The organism is Micromonospora sp. DT68, assembly GCF_049847245.1.
GTDB classification, from domain to species: domain Bacteria; phylum Actinomycetota; class Actinomycetes; order Mycobacteriales; family Micromonosporaceae; genus Micromonospora; species Micromonospora profundi.
In genome coordinates this window covers 1-17,937 of record NZ_JBNCNZ010000033.1, presented here as the reverse complement: position 1 = coordinate 17,937, position 17,937 = coordinate 1, and the positions used below count along the sequence as shown (strand labels likewise).

Genomic DNA, 17,937 nt, shown 5'->3' with positions numbered 1-17,937 from the left:
CGGGCGGCTGGGTTCGCCACGAGTGTGCGGGATGTTTTTGCTTACCGGACCGTGCGCGGGCTGGCGGCAAGTCTGGGTGAAGGCGTTGACGAGTGGGAGCCGGTGGCGCCCTTCGCGCTGCTGACCGACGCCGACCGTGCCGCGCTGCCGGACGGCCTCACCGACGCCTACCCCGCCGCGCAGACCCAGCTCGGCATGCTCGTCGAGCTGGCCACCAGCGGCGACCGGGCGGCCTACCACAGCGTCATCGCCCACCAGGTCCGCGACGGGCGGCCGTTCTCGGCCGAGGCGCTGCGGACCGCCGTGGCAACGGTCGTCGGCCGGCACGAGATCCTGCGCACCTCGTTCGACCTGACGAGCTACTCGGTGCCCATGCAGCTCGTGCACGCCGAGGTGACCCCACAGGTGACAGTTGTGGACGGCCGGGACGTGCCCGCCGACGAGCAGGAGCGACTCTTCCAGGAGTTCGTCGCGGCCGAGCGGGCCACCCCCTTCGACCTGACCGTCGCGCCACTGCTGCGCATCGCCGCGCACCAGGACAGCGACGAGAGCTGGTGGCTGAGCTTCACCATCTGCCACGCGGTCACCGAGGGCTGGAGCAACGCGCAGCTGCTCGCCGAACTGCTTGCCGTCTACGCCGACCTGGCCGACGGGCGGAGCCCGACCGAGACCGAACAGCCGACCGTGCGCTACGCCGACTTCATCGCCGCCGAACTGTCCGCACTGGCGTCCGACGAGGACCGGGACTACTGGCGCGCGGTGGTCGACGGGAGCAGCCCGTTCGTCCTGCCCGCGGGCTGGGGCGAGCCCGGCGACCCGACTGCCAACTCGACAACCGTCGACATAGCGGACCTGGACGAGGCCGTCGCGCGCTTCGCCACCGATTCCGGGGTCTCGGTCAAGGCGGTACTGCACGCGGCGCACCTGAAGGTGCTCAGCCAACTCACCGGAGAACAGCGCTTCCACGCCGGGCTGGTCTGCGACGCCCGACCCGAGGTGCTCGGGGCCGACCGGGTGCAGGGCATGTATCTCAACACGCTGCCGTTCGGCTACGAGCGCAGCGCCCGGACGTGGCGCGACCTGGTGGCCGACGTCTTCGATCGGGAGGTCGACCTCTGGCCGCACCGGCGGTTCCCCCTTGCGGAGATCCAGCGCGGCAGCGGTCAGCGGCTGCTGCGGGTGCTCTTCAACTACCAGGACTTCTCCCGCGCCGGGCAGCGCGCGAGCACGACAGGCACCGAGCCTGTCGTCGTCGGCAGCGCCGGCGACGGTGCGACCGAGTTCGAGCTGTCGGTCTTCGCGCACCGAGGCAACTACCAGATCTCCAGCCGCACCGACGTGCTCTCGCGGGCCAACCTGGAGCGACTGGCCGGCATGTACCGGGCCGTGCTGGCGGCGATGGTCGCCGACCCGGACGGCGACGCCCAGGCGGTTCACCTGCCAGGTGGTGAGCGGGAGCGGCTGCTCGGCGTTGTCGACACAGGCGTCGAGGAGCCGGTGACCGGCACCGTGGTCGAGCTGTTCGAGGCCCGTGCGGCAGCCGCACCCGAGGCGGTAGCGGTGGTCGCCGGCCCGGCCCGGCTGACGTACGCGCAGGTGAACGCACAGGCCAACCGGCTCGCCGGGCACCTGCGGGCGGCCGGTGTGGGCAGGGGCGCAGTGGTCGGTGTCTGCCTGGACCGGGGCGCCGACCTGGTGCCCGCCCTGCTCGGCGTGATCAAGGCCGGTGCCGCCTACCTGCCGCTGGACCCGACCCAGCCGGCCGAGCGCATCGCGTACCTGCTCGCCGACGCGGGCGCCGGGACGGTGGTCGCCACGGGTGCGCACGTCGACGCGTTGGCCGGCTACGGCGGGAACCTGGTGCTGCTCGACCGCACCGACCTGACCGGCCACCCGGAGACCGACCCGGCGCCGGTGAACGACGCCGACGATCCGCTATACGTCATCTACACCTCCGGCTCGACCGGCCGCCCGAAGGGTGTCTGCGTCAGCCACACCAACGTGCTGCGGCTGCTCGACAGCGCGCAGGAGCACTACGCCACCGACGAGACCGACGTGGTTGCCCTGTTCCACTCGTACGCCTTCGACGTCTCGGTGTGGGAGTTGTGGGGCGCGCTGCTGCACGGCAGCCGACTTGTGGTGGTGCCTCCGGCGGTGGCCCGGGTGCCCGACGACCTGCTCGACCTGCTTGTCGAGCAGGAGGTGACCCTGTTGGCCCAGACCCCCACGGCCTTCCGCGGCCTGGTCCGGCTGGCCGCCGACGGTGACAAGCGGCTACGGCGGCTGGCGCTGCGCGCGGTGGTCCTGGCCGGCGAGCGACTCGACTTCGCCGAGCTCACCCCGTGGGTCGACAGGCTCGGGCTGGCCCGTATCGCCCTTGTCAACATGTACGGGATCACCGAGACCACCGTCTACTCCACCTATCACCGGATCACCCGCGCCGATCTCGCCGACGGAGTGGGCAGCCGGATCGGGCGTCCGCTGGCCGGCCTGCGCATGTACGTGCTCGACCAGCAGGGGCACCCGACGCCGCTCGGCGTTCCCGGCGAGATCCACCTGGCCGGGCACGGTGTGGCCCGGGGTTACCTGAACCAGCCGGCGCTTACCGCACAGCGGTTCGTGCCCGACCCCTACGGCCCCGCCGGCAACCGGATGTACCGCACCGGCGACCTGGGGATCCGCCTGCCCGACGGCAGCGTGGAGTTCCTCGGCCGGCTCGACGACCAGGTCAAGCTGCGCGGCTACCGGATCGAGTTGGGCGAGGTGGAGTCGGCGCTGGCCGCGCTGCCGGAGGTCACCGAGGCGGCTGTCGTCCTGCGCGAGGACACCGCCGGCGATCCACGACTGGTCGGGTACCTGGCCGCCGCCTCCGGGCAGCGGCCGAGTACCGGCGAGCTGCGCGCGGCGCTGGCCCGCACGCTGCCGGACTACATGATCCCGGCGGCGTTCGTGACGCTGGACCAGTTGCCCCGCAACAACAGCGGCAAGCTCGACAGGCGCGCGCTGCCCGCGCCGCGGGACGGCGATCCCGGCGACGGGCGGGCCATCGTCGGTCCACGTACCGAGCTGGAGGAACGGGTCGCCGGGATCTGGGCACAGGTGCTGGGCCTGCCCGCGGTGGGCGTCGAGGACGGCTTCTTCGAGCTGGGTGGCCACTCGATCAAGGCGCTGGTGCTGGCCAGCACGCTGCGGACGGCCGGGCTCGACGTCTCGGTCGCCGACGTGATGGACCTGCAGACCGTCTCCCGGCTCTGCGCCGCGCTTGTCGACCGCACCGGACCGGTGCACGTCGACCGTCCGGTGGAAGCGTTCGAGTTGGTGTCCGCCCCGGACCGGGCTCTGCTGCCGGACGGACTCACCGACGCGTACCCGCTGTCGCAGGTGCAGCTCGGCATGCTGCTGGAGATGCTTGCCGACAACGGCTGGAACCACTACCACAACGTGACGTCCTTCCTCGTCCGCGAGGACGACCCGCTGGACCTGCCGACGCTCCGCGAGGCCGTGCACTCCGTGGTCAACAGGCACGACGTGCTGCGCTCCTCGGTGGACCCGACCGGCTATTCGGTGCCGATGCAGCTCGTGCATTCCGAGGTGCGGGTGCCTGTCGTGCCGCACGACCTGCGAGGGCTGTCCGAGGACGACAGGCAGGCCGAGCTGCGCCGCCTGATCGCAGTGGAGTACGGGTCGCCGTTCGATGTCGATCAAGCGCCGCTGCTGCGGTTCGCCGTCTGCCAGGAGACCGACCGGAGTTGGCGGCTGGTACTGACCATCTGCCACGTGGTCGTCGAGGGCTGGAGCCTGCACGCGCTTGTCGCGGAGATCCTCGACCGCTACCGCGCGATGCGTGGCGGTGCCCGGGTGGAGCCGGAGCCGCTACCGGAGGTGCGGTTCGCCGACTTCATCGCCGGGGAGCGCCGCGCCCTGGAATCTCCGGCGGACCGGCGGTACTGGCAGGACCTGATGAACCGGTGCGCGAAGTTCACATTCCCCGCCGGCTGGCAGCCCACGTCGCCTCCGCCGACGCGTACCGCCCACACGGCCCGGGTGCCGTTCCGCGATCTGGAGCCGCAGCTTCGCGCGCTGGCCTCCGCCGCGCGGGTCTCGCTCAAGGCGGTGCTGCACGCCGCGCACCTGACGGTGCTCGGCCAGCTCACCGACGAGCCCCGGTTCTACAGCGGCCTGGTCTGTCACACCCGGCCGGACATGCCGGGCAGCGAACGGGTGTACGCCATGTCGCTGAACACTCTGCCGTTCCCGTACGAGCGCGACTGCGCCACCTGGACCGAACTGGTCCGCCGGGTGCACGCCACGGAGGTCGAGATGTGGCCGCACCGGCGCTACCCCGCGCCGGCGATCCGACCGGCGGTTTCCGGCACCCGCCTGCTCGACGTCTACTTCAGCTACCTCGACTTCGACGAGGTGGTCGGTGAGCACGTCGAGTCCGGTCCCCGGTACGCCGCCGCCAGCTCGGAGTTCGCCCTTGCCGTCTCGGCGGTCGCAGGGCACCTGGAGCTGAGCAGCGACAGCGACCACCTGGAGCGGGCCGAGGTCGAGCGGTTGGCCGCCATGTACCGGCTCGTGCTCGACGCGATGGTGGCGGACCCGGACGGCGACGCCCGCGCGGTCCTGCTGCCCGACGCCGAACGGCACAACGTGCTCGTGGGCTGGGCCGAGTCGGCCGACGAGATCGTGCCGGAACCCGGCATGGTGCCCGACCTGGTGCGGGACACCGCCGCCATCGCGGGCGACGCGGAGGCGGTCGGCGAGCTGAGCTACGCCGGCCTCGACGCGGCGGCGAACCGGCTCGGCTGGCACCTGCGGGAGCGGGGCGTCGGGCCGGAGCGGGTGGTGGGGGTGCTGCTCGACAGGGGTACGGACCTCGTCACGACCCTGCTTGGCATCTGGCGGGCGGGCGGCGCGTACCTGCCGATCGACCCGTCGTACCCGGCGGCGCGGATCGCGTCGATGCTCACCCAGGCCGGAGCCACAGTCGTGGTCACCAGCACCGCCTACGCAGACCGGTTCAGCGGCGTCGAGAAGGTGCTGCTGGACGTCGACGCTGAACAGATAGCGGCCCACCCGGACGAGCAGCCTCCCGGCCGCACCGAGTCCGACCAACTCGCGTACGTGATCTTCACGTCGGGGTCGACGGGACAGCCGAACGGCGTGCAGGTCAGCCACGGCAGCCTTGCCGACTACCTGAGCTGGGCGGTGCACGAGCTCGTGGCCGACCGGTCCGGTGGCGCGGCGCTGTTCTCCTCGGTGGCCTTCGACATGGTGGTGACAACCATCTGGGCGCCGCTCGTCGCCGGGCAGCGGCTGTGGCTGTTGCCCGCCGACGCCGGGCTTGACGAACTCGGCCCACGGCTGGCAGAGGCGGGACCGTTCAGCTTCGTCAAACTGACCCCGAGTCACCTGGACCTGCTCGCCGGGCAGTTGTCGGCCGAGCAGGCAGCCGCACTGACACCGGTGCTGGTGCTCGGCGGCGAGGCTCTCACCGCACGGACCTGTGCGCGGTGGCAGGAACTCGCACCACGGACCGTGCTGCTCAACGAGTACGGACCGACCGAGGCGACAGTCGCCGTCAGCCGTTACCCGGTGACCGGCGCGCTCACCGGCCAGGTCGCGCCGATCGGCAGGCCGCTCGGCCGGATGCGTACCTATGTGCTGGACGCCCGGCTGAACGCGGTGCCGGCCGGCGTTGTCGGCGAGGTCTACCTGGGCGGGCCGCAACTGGCCCGGGGGTACGCGGGACGGCCCGAGTACACAGCCTCCCGGTTCGTGCCCGACCCGTACGGGCCGGCGGGTTCCCGGTTGTACCGCACCGGTGACCGTGGCAGGTGGTTGCCCGACGGGCAGCTCGACCTGCTCGGCCGGGTCGACGACCAGGTGAAGATCCGCGGGCACCGGGTGGAGCCGGGCGAGGTCCGTACGGTGCTCCTCGAACATCCCGCCGTACGCGACGCGGCGGTGGTGGCCCGCCCGGCACCGGGCGGGGGCAACCAGCTGATCGCGTACCACGTGGGTGGTTCTGACGACCTGGCCGGGCACTGTGCCCGGCGGCTGCCCGCGGCCCTGGTTCCGGCGGCCTTCGTGCCGGTCGACGCCATCGCGCTCAATCCCAACGGCAAGGTGGACCTGCGGGCGTTGCCGGCGGCACCACTGCGGACGGAGGCGGAGATCGCCCCACCGCAGGGGCCTACCGAGACCATCCTCGCCGGGATCTGGGCCGAGCTGCTGGACGTGCCGATGGTCGGTCGTCAGGACCGCTTCTTCGCTCTGGGCGGGCACTCACTGCTTGTGGTGCCCGTGGTCACCGCCGCCCGGCAGGCCGGCCTCCCGCTCACCCTGCAACAGGCGATGCTGGATCGGCCGCTGGCCGACCTCGCCGCCGCCCTCACCCCGGCCGATCCGCCATCGCGGGCCGATGCGGTACGAGCCGTGGCGCTGCCTCGGATCGCACAGTTGCCGCGGATCGCTCCTCTGCTCGCCGAGGCGCGGGTACCCGGCGCGTCGCTGGCAGTGCTTGCCGACGGCGAGGTGGTGCAGGTCCGCGCGGTCGGACACCTCGTCGCGGGCGGCGACGCCCTGGTGACTCCGGCGACCATCTTCCAGGTGGGCTCGGTGAGCAAGCTGGTCGCGGCGGTGGGGGCGTTGGCCCTTGTCGACAGGGGAGCACTCCAGCTCGACGCGGACGTCAACGCGTACCTCAAGGCCTGGCAGTTGCCCACCGCCCGGTCGGTGAGCCTGCGGCAACTGCTCAGCCACGTCGCCGGGCTGACGTCGACGGGCAGCGCCGGCCACCCGCGCGGCGGCCCGGTGCCGCCGCTGACGGACCTGCTGCTGGGCCGTGGAGTGCCCACCGACCCGGTACGCGCGCTCGACGCGCCCGATCCGGTAGCTGTGGAGCGCAACAGCCACTTCGTTGTGGTCCAGCAGCTCATGGAGGACGTCACAGCGACACCCTTCGCCGAGCTGATGGCCGAGCTGGTCTTCGCGCCGCTGGGAATGACAGGCAGCAGCTTCGACCAGAGCTTCCCGGAGACGTCCGGCCGGCCGGTGGCCGCCGGGCACGACGAGCGAGGCGAACCGCACCCACACGGCTGGGAGGTACGCGCGGACCTGGCGGCGGCCGGTCTCTGGACCACCGCCACCGACCTGGCCACGCTGACCGGGGAGATCCAGACCGCCTACCGGGGCGATCCGGCAGTGCTCAGCCGGGAGTTGGTGCTGGCGCAACTGACCACCGGGCCGGGCGGCGTCTTCGGGCTCGGCTGCATGGTGGACCGCATCGAGGGTGGCGCCGAGACGCACGTCGAATTCACCCACCGGGGCCGCACCAGCGGCTACCGGGCGCTCACCACCGGTCGGGTTCCGGACGGGACCGGACTGGTGCTGCTGACAAACGGCGAGGCAGGCGACGAGGTCATGTCGCTGCTGATGTCGAACACCGCACGGACGGAGGACATGTGATGACGACGACCGTGCCGGCCATCTCCGCGACGGCCACCCACCCCACGGCCCGCCAGGTACGGCACCTGGTGTCGATCCGCGACCTGACCGAACAGGATCTCTACTCGATCGTCGCCCGGGGCGCCGCGTTCGCCGCCGGGGAGTGCGGCAGCCCGCTCGCCGGGCAGGTGGCCGGGGTCTACTTCCTCAAGACCTCGACGCGTACGCGGACAGCCTTCACAAGCGCCGCGCTGCGGCTCGGCGCCGGCGTGATCCAGTACGGTCCGCAGGACCTCCAGACCAACACTGGGGAGACCAGCGAGGACACCGGCCGGGTGCTGTCCGGCATGCTCGACGTGCTGGTCGCCCGTACGGCCGGTGACCCGGCCGAGTTGCGGGCCTGGGCTGCCCAGAGCCGGATGTCGGTGGTCAACGCGATGAGCGCCGAGGAGCACCCCACCCAGGCGTTGACGGACCTGACCACGCTGCTGCGGCAGTTCGGCCGGATCGAAGGGCTGCGTCTGCTCTACCTGGGGGAGGCCAACAACACGGCCACCGCGCTCGCCCTTGCGCTCACCCGGTTTCCGGGCGTGGAACTGGAACTGCGCACCCCGCCCGGCTACGGCCTGCCCGCCCAGATCCTGGCCGACGCCACCCGGCAGGCCGAGGTCAGTGGGGCGAGCATCGTCGAGCGGTGCCACATGGCCGACCTGCCAGGCGATCTCGACGCCATCTACACAACCCGCTGGCAGACCACAGGCACTGTGAAGCCGGACCCGGACTGGCGTCAGGTCTTCGCCCCGTTCCGCGTCGAACAGGAGCTCTGGCGGCACAGCCCGAACGCCGTCTTCCTGCACGATCTGCCGGCACATCGCGGCGAGGAGGTGACCTCGGAGGTCCTCGACGGGCCGGCGAGCATCGCGTTTCCACAGGCGGAGAACAAGCTCTACAGCGCCATGGCGGTGCTTGAGTGGTGCCGCTCGCCTTCGAGCGGGACGACGCTGTGACGGTCACCGAGCCGGCGGGCGCACCCGCCGGTCGCCCGGCGAAGCTCACCCGTAACCGGAACTTCCTGCTGCTCTGGACCGGCTCGGGGCTCTCCGCGCTCGGTGCCCGGGCCACCTCCATCGGCTACACGCTGCTTGTCTACTGGTCGACGGGGTCGGCCACCGCGGCCAGCCTCGTCACCTTCGCCGCGTTGCTGCCGAACCTGGTTGCCCAGCTGCCGGCAGGCGCGCTCGTCGACAGGTGGAACCGGCGTACGACGATGCTTGTCTGCACCGCCGGCCGGATTCTCGGGGTCGGCAGCGTGGCGGCGGTGGTGCTGCTCGACGCGGTGTGGCTGCCGCACCTGATGGTGGTCGCGTTCCTGGAGGCCACCCTCGGCATCTGCTACACGCTTGCGGAACGGGCCGCGGTGTGCGCCGTGGTGCCCCGCGACCAACTGGGCGGGGCACTGGCGGCAAACGAGTCGCGGGCGAACGCCGCGAGCATCCTCGGCCAGCCGACCGGCACCGTGCTCTATTCCGTGGCCCGGTTCGCGCCGTTCCTGTTCGCCACCGTCGTGCACCTGATGTCGCTTGTGACACTGCTGTTCGTCCGGCGGGACCTGCGGGCGCCCCGATCGTCGGACGGCGGAGAGGGCGGGCTGATCGCCCAGATCAGGGAAGGTGTCGCCTTCATCTGGGGCAAGCTCTACCTGCGTCGGGCGCTGTGTCTCTTCGCGGCCAGCAACATCCTCTTCCAGGTCCTCGGTCTCGGGCTTGTGGTGCTGGTCAAGGACCGGGACGGCTCTCCCGCAACGGTCGGGGTGCTGTTGGCGGTCAACAGCGTCTTCGGCATGGCTGGCGCGATGACGAGCAACGCCTTCCTGCAGCGGTGGGGCATCCGCCGGATGATGATCGGCATCCACCTGGCGTGGGCGGTGCTGATGCCGCTGCTGGTGGTGGCGCCCGGCCTGGTGGCGGTGAGCGTGCTCCTGGCGCTGATCAACTACGGCGCTGGGATCGGCAACGTGGCCGGGGTGCTGTACCTGCTCAGGACGACTCCCGACGAGCTGCGGGGCCGGGCCGGCTCGATCTTCACGCTCCTCTCCTCGGGTGCCAACTCGATAGGCGCGCTGCTCGCGGGCTTCCTGCTGGACGCCGTACGCATCGAGGTGGCGTTGGCAGTCGTGGGCGCGACGATGGTGGTGATCGCGGTGTTCGCGGTGCTGGCTTTCGGCACCCGTACCGCCGCCCAGGCGGAACGGGCCGAGGCGGAGGCCGAGCGGGCGGAGGCCGAGCGGGCGGCGGCGGAGCAGGCCGCGGCCGAGCGGGCCGACGCGGAGCGGGCGGCAGCCGAGCGGGCGGACGCGGAGCTGGCAGCGACGGCGGCCGGCCGCGATCCGCGTGGCTGAGCCCGATATCGAGGAAATATGGCTGTCCACGTGAGGCTGCCGGCAGTGGACCGACCCTGGCGTGGAGGAGACCGACCGATGAGCGAGAACGGCACGTGGCAGCCGCACGAGATCACGCCCTGCAGCGCCGGATGCGCAGCCACCGTTGACGGGCTGATCGGCCATCTCCGGGAGCTGGACCTGACGGCGCTGCTCACCGCTGAGAAGGCGCTTGTGTTCCGGGGCTTCGGCGTCGAGCCGGGCGCGCTGGATTCGGTGATGGACATGGTGCTGCCCAACCGGCTCGCCTACGTGCACGGCAACTCGCCGCGCACCAAGGTCGGCCGCAACGTCTACACGTCGACGGAGTATCCGGCGCCGTACACCATCTCCATGCACAACGAACTGTCGTACGCGGCGCACTGGCCGGCGCGTCTGCTGTTCTACTGCCAGGTCGCCGCGCCGACCGGCGGTGCCACACCGGTTGTCGACGCCAACCTCTGGCTGGAGTCCCTCGACCCGGAGGTCCGCGCGGCCTTCGCGGGCGGGGTGTGCTACCAGCAGAACCTCCACGACGGCCTGGGGCTGGGCAAGAGCTGGCAGCAGACCTTCGAGACCGAGGACCAGGCGGAGGTCGAGGAGTTCCTGAGCGGCACCGGGGCGACGTGGAAGTGGACCGCCGACGGGCTGCGGGTGAGCCAGGTCCGCCCGTCCACCACCAGGCACCCGGTGACCGGGGTGGAGGTGTGGTTCAACCAGAGCGACCAGTGGCATCCGGCGGCTCTGGATGACGAGGTCGCCCGGGTGATGACCCAGGTGATGACGCAGGACGAACTGCCGCAGTCGGTCACCTTCGCCGACGGCAGCCCGATCCCCGACGAGTACGTGTTCCAGATCCGCGATCGTGGGCTGGACGCGGCGATCGACGTGGACTGGCGGGTCGGCGACCTGCTGCTTATCGACAACGTGTTGGTGGCCCATGGTCGCCGGCCCTACACGGGGAGCCGCCGCATCCTGGTGGCGATGTCGGACTGACCGGGGCCACTGTGGCGGGAGGAGAAGAGTGGAGATGACGGGTGCCGAGGCACGCGGCCGGTGGCTGCGGTCCTTCCGCCGTGCGGAGCGGTCCGACCTACGGTTGGTCTGCTTCCCGCACGCCGGTGGGAACGCCAACGTGTTCCAACCCTGGGCGGGGCTCCTCGACGGCGCCACCGATCTGCTGGCGGTCTGCTATCCGGGTCGGCAGGACCGGGTGCTGGAGCCGTGCGTGGACCAGATGGACGTGCTCGCCGAGCGGATCAGTGACGTGCTCGTGCCGTACCTCGACCGGCCCATCGCGTTCTTCGGCCACAGCATGGGCGCGTCGGTGGCGTACGAGGTCACCCTGCTCCTGGAGTCCCGGTACGGGTTCACGCCGAGTGTCCTCTTCGTCTCGGGACACGGCGCGCCGCACATCTGCCGGGTCGAGCTCGATCCGGACCTCGCCGACGACGAATACCTGCTCAGCCGGATCGGCGCTCTGGGCGAGGTCGACCCGGTGCTGTTGCAGTCGCCGAAGCTCCGCGAACTGATCATGCCCTCGCTCCGGGGGGACCTGCGGATGCTCTACCGGCACCTGCCGCGGGCGCCCGCGAAGGTCCAGGCCCCGATCGTCGCCTACCTGGGCACCGAGGACCCGACCTGCAGCACGGCGACGGTTCGCGCCTGGGGGGAGTTGACCACCGGCGGCTTCGAGATGGCGACGTTCCCCGGTGACCATTTCTATCTCGTGCCGGAACAGGATCAGGTGGTCGCCGGGGTGACCGCCCGCCTGGGCTGACCGACGGACCAGGTCCAAAGTGGTGGTGAAGACGTCAGGGCAACGTCGAGGGCGCTTTGGGCCGGCCGCTCTCCCACTGTGCCCTGATGGCTCGTACGGCGACCGAGGCGGCGGCCGCCCCATTGGTGACGATCCAGAGGATCCCGACCGCCGGGTCCCAGGCTCTCGCGTGGTCCCGGACCATGCTCGAGGCGTCCGCCTCGCCGCTCCAGTTGGAGGTCACCGGGTTGAACCGGTGTTCGAACCACGCCGCGCCGGTGACGAGAACCACCCCGATGACCGCGCGGATGATCGTGCCGACCCGGCCTTGGCGTAGTCGCTGCTCGTTGGGCAGCAGGGACAGGATGAGCAGCAGGTTGATGAGTACGTAGAAGCCGGTTAGGACCAGAGCGGCGGACCGGTAGCTGGAGAGGGCATCGACCAGGGTCTGGTCGTCGGTCGGCAGGTCGACGCGGGCCCTGGACACGGTGGAGGTGACGCCGGACCACCAGAGCAGGGGAGCGGCCAGCACCATCGAGAACAGCAGAACCGATCGACCCTTGGCCATGCGGTGGAGTGTACGGGCGCCGGGCGCAACGGTTTTCCGCCCTCGACGGCGTGCCGTCCGTGCCTCAAGTAATGCTCAAATTCGGATCAGCCCAGCTGGCGAAGCGATGGAACGCCCTTACGCTCTCCGGAACTCAGCGCGCTGATGACCCCCACCCCCTTCCGCAACGGCAACACCACCTTCGTCGTACCCAGGCACACGGCACGCGAGTTCGGTACGGCCGTCCTCGGTGAGGAACGGCCGTGCGGGGGTCGGCCAGCAGAGCACATCGTCGCAAGTAGAAGGAGGGGCACATGCGGCGCATACAACGGCGCATCGCACTTCTCGCCGTTCCCGCCCTGGTGGCGGGCGTCCTCGTGTCGACCGGGCCCGCCGGTGCGGACCCGACGGGCCCGAGGGCGACGGGCGGTTCCGGGCATTCCCCGCTCGAGAACCTCAAGCAGGCACATCATGTAGACATCAAGCTGGCCGGCGCCGACATGTTGGACAAGGTCGTCGCCGCCGGATTCGATATCGAGCACGGCCTCAAGCGTGTGCCGGACGGCATCGAGGGTGAGGTGGTGGTCACCGACGACGAGCTCACCAAGCTGAAGTCGATGGGCGTGCAGCTTCTCGACGACAACACGCGCTTCGAGTGGAGCGAGAAGGCCGACGGCGGTCTCAAGGGCCCCAAGGGTCCCAAGGGCCCTGCCGCCGGCCCGACGCAGCCGCCGGCGACCGATCCGGCGCTGGCGACGGTACGCATCGCCCGCGCCGACTGGTTCACCACAAAGGGTCAGGGCTTCCTGTACGTCGAGGCCCGCACCACCGAGGGGCAGCAGACCACCCCGATTGTCGGGATGCAGCTGGAGAACAACTCGGGCAAGGGCACGCCGTTCGAGTTCGCGCGGACGATGAGCCGGTTCGTGGACTCCGGGCAGTACATGTTCCACCGGAACCTGTTCAAGCTCGACACGCGTCCGAGCGAGATCCGGGTCACCAGCTCCACCGGCGGTGTCACCACCGGCGTCGTCTCCGACTGGCTGGAGAACGCCCCGTCGCCGCTGACGGAGAAGCCCGGCTACAAGTCCGACTTCATTGACGGCTACAAGCACCCGCAGCAGCTCTTCGCCCGCGCCAAGGAGATCGCCCAGCAGTACCCGGGCATCGCCGAGATCGTCTACCTCCCGAACCAGACGAACGGCTACCAGCGCAAGGCGCAGGCGACGATCGGTGGCACGGGTCAGTCGGCTGTCGTCGTCAGCAGTGCGGCGTGGGGCCACGAGGGCGGCAACGACGTCACAGTCGAGTTCGTGAACCGGTCGGGGGCCAACCTCCCGCTCGCGGTGGAGGTCACTGGCAAGGCGGTCCGCGTCCTGCTCGCGAAGGACGCCTCCGGTGCGCTGTCGAGCACTGCCGTGCAGGTGGCGGAGGCGCTGCGGACCCAGTCCCAGGGCCTCATCGACAGGTCGCACCCGTACCGCAACAACGCGGGCACCGGCATCGTCGTACCGACGGAGGGCCCGGTCGCCCTGACCGACTTCCTCGACGAGAAGCGCGTCGGCGCGCCGGAGGGCGAGGTGCCGCGCGGCCCCGTCACCATCCCCGTTCTGCGGATCGGCAAGCACCGGGACGGCAAGAAGCCCGGCGTGCTGATCCAGGCGCAGGACCACGCCCGCGAGTGGGTGCCGGCGACGACGAGCCTGGAGTCGGCCGAGCGGCTGGTGCACAACTACAAGACCGACAAGGAGACGAAGAACATCGTCGACAACACCGACGTCTTCTTCATCCTCTCCAACAACCCCGACGGGGCGAACTACAGCTTCTACAACTTCGCCTCGCAGCGTAAGAACCTGACGAACCACTGCGCGGACTCGGCCGCCGACCCGGCGAACCGGAACTCCTGGGGTGTCGACCTGAACCGGAACTACCGGGTCGGGTCTGCCCAGGACGGCTACTCCGGCGGCTCGTCCGTCTGCACAAGCGGCACCTACCAGGGCCCGGAGAAGCTGTCCGAGCCCGAGTCGAAGAACATCATCTGGCTGGTCGAGAAGTACAAGAACATCAAGTTCATGATGTCGGTGCACTCCAACGGTGGTCAGCTGTTCTGGCAGCCCGGCGCCTACATCGCCGACGGGCGTATCACCACCCCGCGCCCGCCGCTCGGTGACGAGGCGTTCTACTGGCAGTCGGCTTCCCGGATCCTGGGGCAGGTCAAGGCGCACCGGGAGACTGTCGTGACGCCGGAGAACGTCGGCGGTTCGTCCGACGTCCTCTACTCCTCGGCGGGCAACGTCCGCGAGGACCTGTACCACACCTACGGGATCTACGCCTTCGGTTGGGAGGTCGGTGGCTCCATCTACAACCCGGCCACCGGCAACTGGCAGGGCGGTTCGTTCCAGCCGGCGTGGGAGGGCAACCCCGAGCTGGTCAGCGGCCACGCCGAGACCATGGAGTACGCCAACGGCATCATGGAGATGTTCCGGGTCGCGGCGGACTGGGGCAAGGACAAGAAGAAGCCGACGTCCGACCTCGTTCCCGGCAACGGGAAGTACACCGGGCCGGTCAACGTGCACTTCGAGACCAGCGAGCCGGCCACCATCTACTACACGACGGACGGCAGCCGGCCCACGCTCGAGTCGCCCCGCTACGCGGCGACCGAGTTCCGTGAGCCGGGTCAGGTGTTCCACGTGACCGAGACGACGACCTTCAACTGGTTCTCGGTGGACAGCGCCGGCAACATCGAGAAGGGCTACGACCCGACGAAGAACGACAAGCGCAACAACTACCGCACCGCGACGATCAAGATCGAGGCGAAGAAGAAGAAGTAGCGCACATCGGCTGATCATTGCCTCGCCAGTGGTTCCATCACACTGGCGAGGCAATGGTCGTTCAGGCCCCGCACGACGCTGACGTCCCCGTCAGACGCCAAGCGTCATGAACCCCGCTTTGGCAGCAGCAGCTCTTCGTGGTCGAGTTCCCGTTCCAGGACGCGGAGTCCCTCGTCGGGCAGTCGGCCGGAGTCACGCCAGCGCACGAGTTCCTCCCGCTGCGCGTCGATGGACATCCTGCGGATGCGAAGCGCCGTCTCGTACTCGGGTGAGGTGGGGATCTCGGCGGATCCGCTCTGCTGGAGCAGGTCGAGCCGTCCCCGGTAGCGCTTCAGCCGGGCGAGCAGTTTCGTACGGATGGCGTTGACGGCCTCGGCGCTGTCCGGTTCCTCGGCGACGACCTCGTCCAGGCGGGCCAGGGCGGCTTCGACAGCCGCCGAGCGGGCCTCGTTGCGTACCCGGGCCTGGTCGGTTTCGTTGGCGCGCAGGCCGAGCATCCGCACGAGCGGCGCGAACGTCAGGCCCTGCCCGACGAGCGTCACGAGGACCACCACGAGGGTGCAGAACAGCAGGAGGTTCCGGTCGGGGAAAGCCGCGCCGCTGTCGGTGGTCAGCGGCAGCGTGAAGATCGCGGCCAGGCTGATGACGCCGCGCGTGCCGGACCAGCTCAGTGCCACCACTTCGCGGAGGCTGAGCCGTTCGGCGTTGCGGTCGGCGCGCGCGATCTGCCGGGCGTTGCCGGGCTCGTCGGTGTCGTCCTGCTCGGATATGCCACCCAGCCGGGTGTGCAGCGACCGGGGCAGGGACTGGGTCAGCACGAGCCACGCGGGACGCAGCAGCAGCACCACGCCCACCGACACCGCGACGGCGATGACGATCGTCGACGTGTCGTAGTCGCGCAGGCCCTTGATGACCTCGGGGAGTTGCTGGCCGATGAGCAGGAAGACGAAGCCTTCGAGGAGGAAGTCGACAAGCCGCCAGACCGCGTTGGTCTGCAACCGGGCCGCGCCGGAGCCGAACTGGGGCGTCTGGTGGCCGACGATGAGCCCGGCGACCACCACGGCGAGCACCCCGGAGACGTGCAGTGCCTCGCCCAGCAGGTAGGCCACGAACGGTGTCGCGAGCGAGAGGGCGTTGGACAGCAACGGGTCCGCGGTGATCGGTCGGGCCAGCCGGACCAGCCTGGCGACGACCGCTCCGACAGCCATCCCGCCGGCCGCTGCCAGCACGAACTTCCCGACGGCCTCGGGGAACGAGAACTCCCCGCCGACGGCGGCGGCCACCGCGACGCTGAGCATCGTCAGGGCGGTGGCGTCGTTGAGCAGCCCTTCGCCCTGGATGATTGTGATCATTTTTGGAGGTAGGTTGACCCGCCGGCCCACCGCGAGCGCGGCCACGGGGTCGGGGGGTGCGATGGCGGCGCCGACCGCGATCCCGGCGGCCAGTGTCGCCCCGGCGACGAACAGGTGGAACCCGAGCCCCACGAGCAGCCCGGTGAGGAGCACCAGCATCACCGACAGGCTGACCACGATGCGCAGGTTGCGGCGGATGTCCAGCAGCGACGAGTCCAGCGCGGCACTGTAGAGCAACGGCGGCAGTACGACCATGAGCACGAGGTCGGGATCCAGGCCGACGTTGGGGCCGGGGAGTAGTGCGTACGCGATGCCGATGAGCGGCAGGAGCGCCGCCGCCGGCAGACCTGTGCGCGCCGCCACCCACCGTACGACGACGATGACCGCGACGGCGGCGAGCACGAACAGCAGCATCGAGTGGGTGCTCACCTGGTGGCTTCCCTCTGGAGCGGCGCGGGGCGCGGGGTCGGTCGGTCGGCTGCCGGCTCGCGGCCCGGTCGGCTGGTCGTGTCCGGTGATGACACCCAATGACACCCGTTGACGCCGGGCAGTGCGCTCTGCAGCAGTGCCGAGCGTACCTGCTTGATCAAATCCGAACGCCCGCCGGAGAGCCAGTCTCCGTCCGGGTGGCTGCCGCATGCGCGGAAGCCCGAAAACCATCTATAGATGACGTTGAGTGTATGGGAGCGCTCCCGTAACATACCTGACGCGGCTGTTAACGTTCACAAAACAATCATCCTCGCGAATGCCTCGGCCGCCGACCCGTTAGGAGGGTGCTTCATGGTCAGATCCAGAGCAACAAATGTCGGTCTGGCGTCGGCTGGCGTCGCGTTGCTGGTGTCGGCGACGGTGGTCGCGGCGATGCCTGCCGGCGCCGCGGCCGCAGGCTGTTCGGTGGACTACGCCGTGCCGTCGCAGTGGCAGGGCGGTTTCGGCGCCAACGTGTCGATCACCAACCTCGGCGATCCCGTGAGCAGTTGGACGTTGACCTGGTCGTTCGGCGCCGGGCAGACCGTTACGCAGTCGTGGAACACGTCGCTGACGCAGAGCGGCGCTGCGGTTACCGCGCGGAACGTGAGCTACAACGGCTCGATCCCGACCAACGGCACGACGTCGTTCGGCTTCAACGGGTCGTGGACGGGCAGCAACCCGGTGCCGTCGAGCTTCGCCCTCAATGGCGTGACGTGCACCGGCGGTACGGTGCCGAGCCCTCCGGGCCCGACGCCCCCGCCGCCGACGTCGCCGCCACCGACCACCCCGCCACCGACGACCCCTCCGCCCACGACTCCACCTCCGACGACTCCGCCCCCCACGTCCTGCAACCTTCCGTCGACGTACCGGTGGTCGTCGACTGGGGTGTTGGCGCAGCCGAGGTCGGGTTGGGTGTCGTTGAAGGACTTCACTGTGGCGCCGTACAACGGTCGGCAGTTGGTGTATGCGACCACGCATGACACGGGTACGCGGTGGGGTTCGATGAACTTCAGTCTGTTCACGAATTACTCCGAGATGGCGTCGGCGTCGCAGAACGCGATGAATTCGGGAACGGTGGCGCCGTCGTTGTTCTACTTCGCGCCGCGCAA

Annotated in this window: 9 protein-coding genes; 7 read left to right on the top strand and 2 right to left on the bottom strand. The window is 70.2% G+C overall.

Going from position 1 to position 17,937, the window contains the following annotated elements; genetic code table 11:
• The first annotated feature begins 102 nt into the window (after positions 1–102).
• From ACPXB1_RS30110 to ACPXB1_RS30090, 5 genes are all read left to right on the top strand, one after another.
• On the top strand, positions 103–7,473 hold the full coding sequence (locus ACPXB1_RS30110) for an amino acid adenylation domain-containing protein (RefSeq protein WP_425736128.1): 7,371 nt from the start codon (positions 103–105) through the stop codon (positions 7,471–7,473).
• The gene (locus ACPXB1_RS30105) at positions 7,473–8,459 is read left to right on the top strand and encodes an ornithine carbamoyltransferase (protein WP_355632397.1); all 987 of its coding nucleotides are present in this window, start codon (positions 7,473–7,475) and stop codon (positions 8,457–8,459) included. The genes ACPXB1_RS30110 and ACPXB1_RS30105 overlap by 1 nt, the downstream gene beginning before the upstream one ends.
• Positions 8,423–9,850: an MFS transporter gene (locus tag ACPXB1_RS30100; protein ID WP_355632396.1), complete on the top strand. Its 1,428-nt coding sequence runs from the start codon at positions 8,423–8,425 to the stop codon at positions 9,848–9,850. Before ACPXB1_RS30105 ends, ACPXB1_RS30100 begins: the two co-directional genes overlap by 37 nt.
• A 78-nt stretch (positions 9,851–9,928) precedes the next feature.
• On the top strand, positions 9,929–10,864 hold the full coding sequence (locus ACPXB1_RS30095; RefSeq protein ID WP_355598509.1) for a TauD/TfdA family dioxygenase: 936 nt from the start codon (positions 9,929–9,931) through the stop codon (positions 10,862–10,864).
• A gap of 34 nt (positions 10,865–10,898) precedes the next feature.
• Positions 10,899–11,648: a thioesterase II family protein gene (locus ACPXB1_RS30090; protein WP_355598516.1), complete on the top strand. Its 750-nt coding sequence runs from the start codon at positions 10,899–10,901 to the stop codon at positions 11,646–11,648.
• Positions 11,649–11,682: 34 nt separating this feature from the next.
• On the opposite strand, the gene ACPXB1_RS30085 is transcribed toward ACPXB1_RS30090, so the two are convergent.
• The gene (locus ACPXB1_RS30085; protein WP_355598510.1) at positions 11,683–12,195 is read right to left on the bottom strand and encodes a hypothetical protein; all 513 of its coding nucleotides are present in this window, start codon (positions 12,193–12,195) and stop codon (positions 11,683–11,685) included.
• Positions 12,196–12,488: 293 nt separating this feature from the next.
• On the opposite strand from ACPXB1_RS30085, the gene ACPXB1_RS30080 reads away from it, so the two are divergent.
• Positions 12,489–15,005, top strand: a complete 2,517-nt coding sequence (locus ACPXB1_RS30080; protein WP_355598512.1) for a M14 family metallopeptidase — start codon at positions 12,489–12,491, stop codon at positions 15,003–15,005.
• A 104-nt stretch (positions 15,006–15,109) separates the two neighbouring features.
• Here ACPXB1_RS30080 and ACPXB1_RS30075 read toward each other — a convergent pair whose 3' ends face one another.
• Positions 15,110–16,786, bottom strand: coding sequence for a Na+/H+ antiporter (locus tag ACPXB1_RS30075; protein ID WP_425736127.1), 1,677 nt, complete (start codon positions 16,784–16,786; stop codon positions 15,110–15,112).
• Positions 16,787–17,137: 351 nt separating this feature from the next.
• Here ACPXB1_RS30075 and ACPXB1_RS30070 point away from each other — a divergent pair.
• Positions 17,138–17,937 (top strand): non-reducing end alpha-L-arabinofuranosidase family hydrolase (locus ACPXB1_RS30070; protein WP_425736126.1); only part of this gene is annotated, 800 nt, incomplete at its 3' end.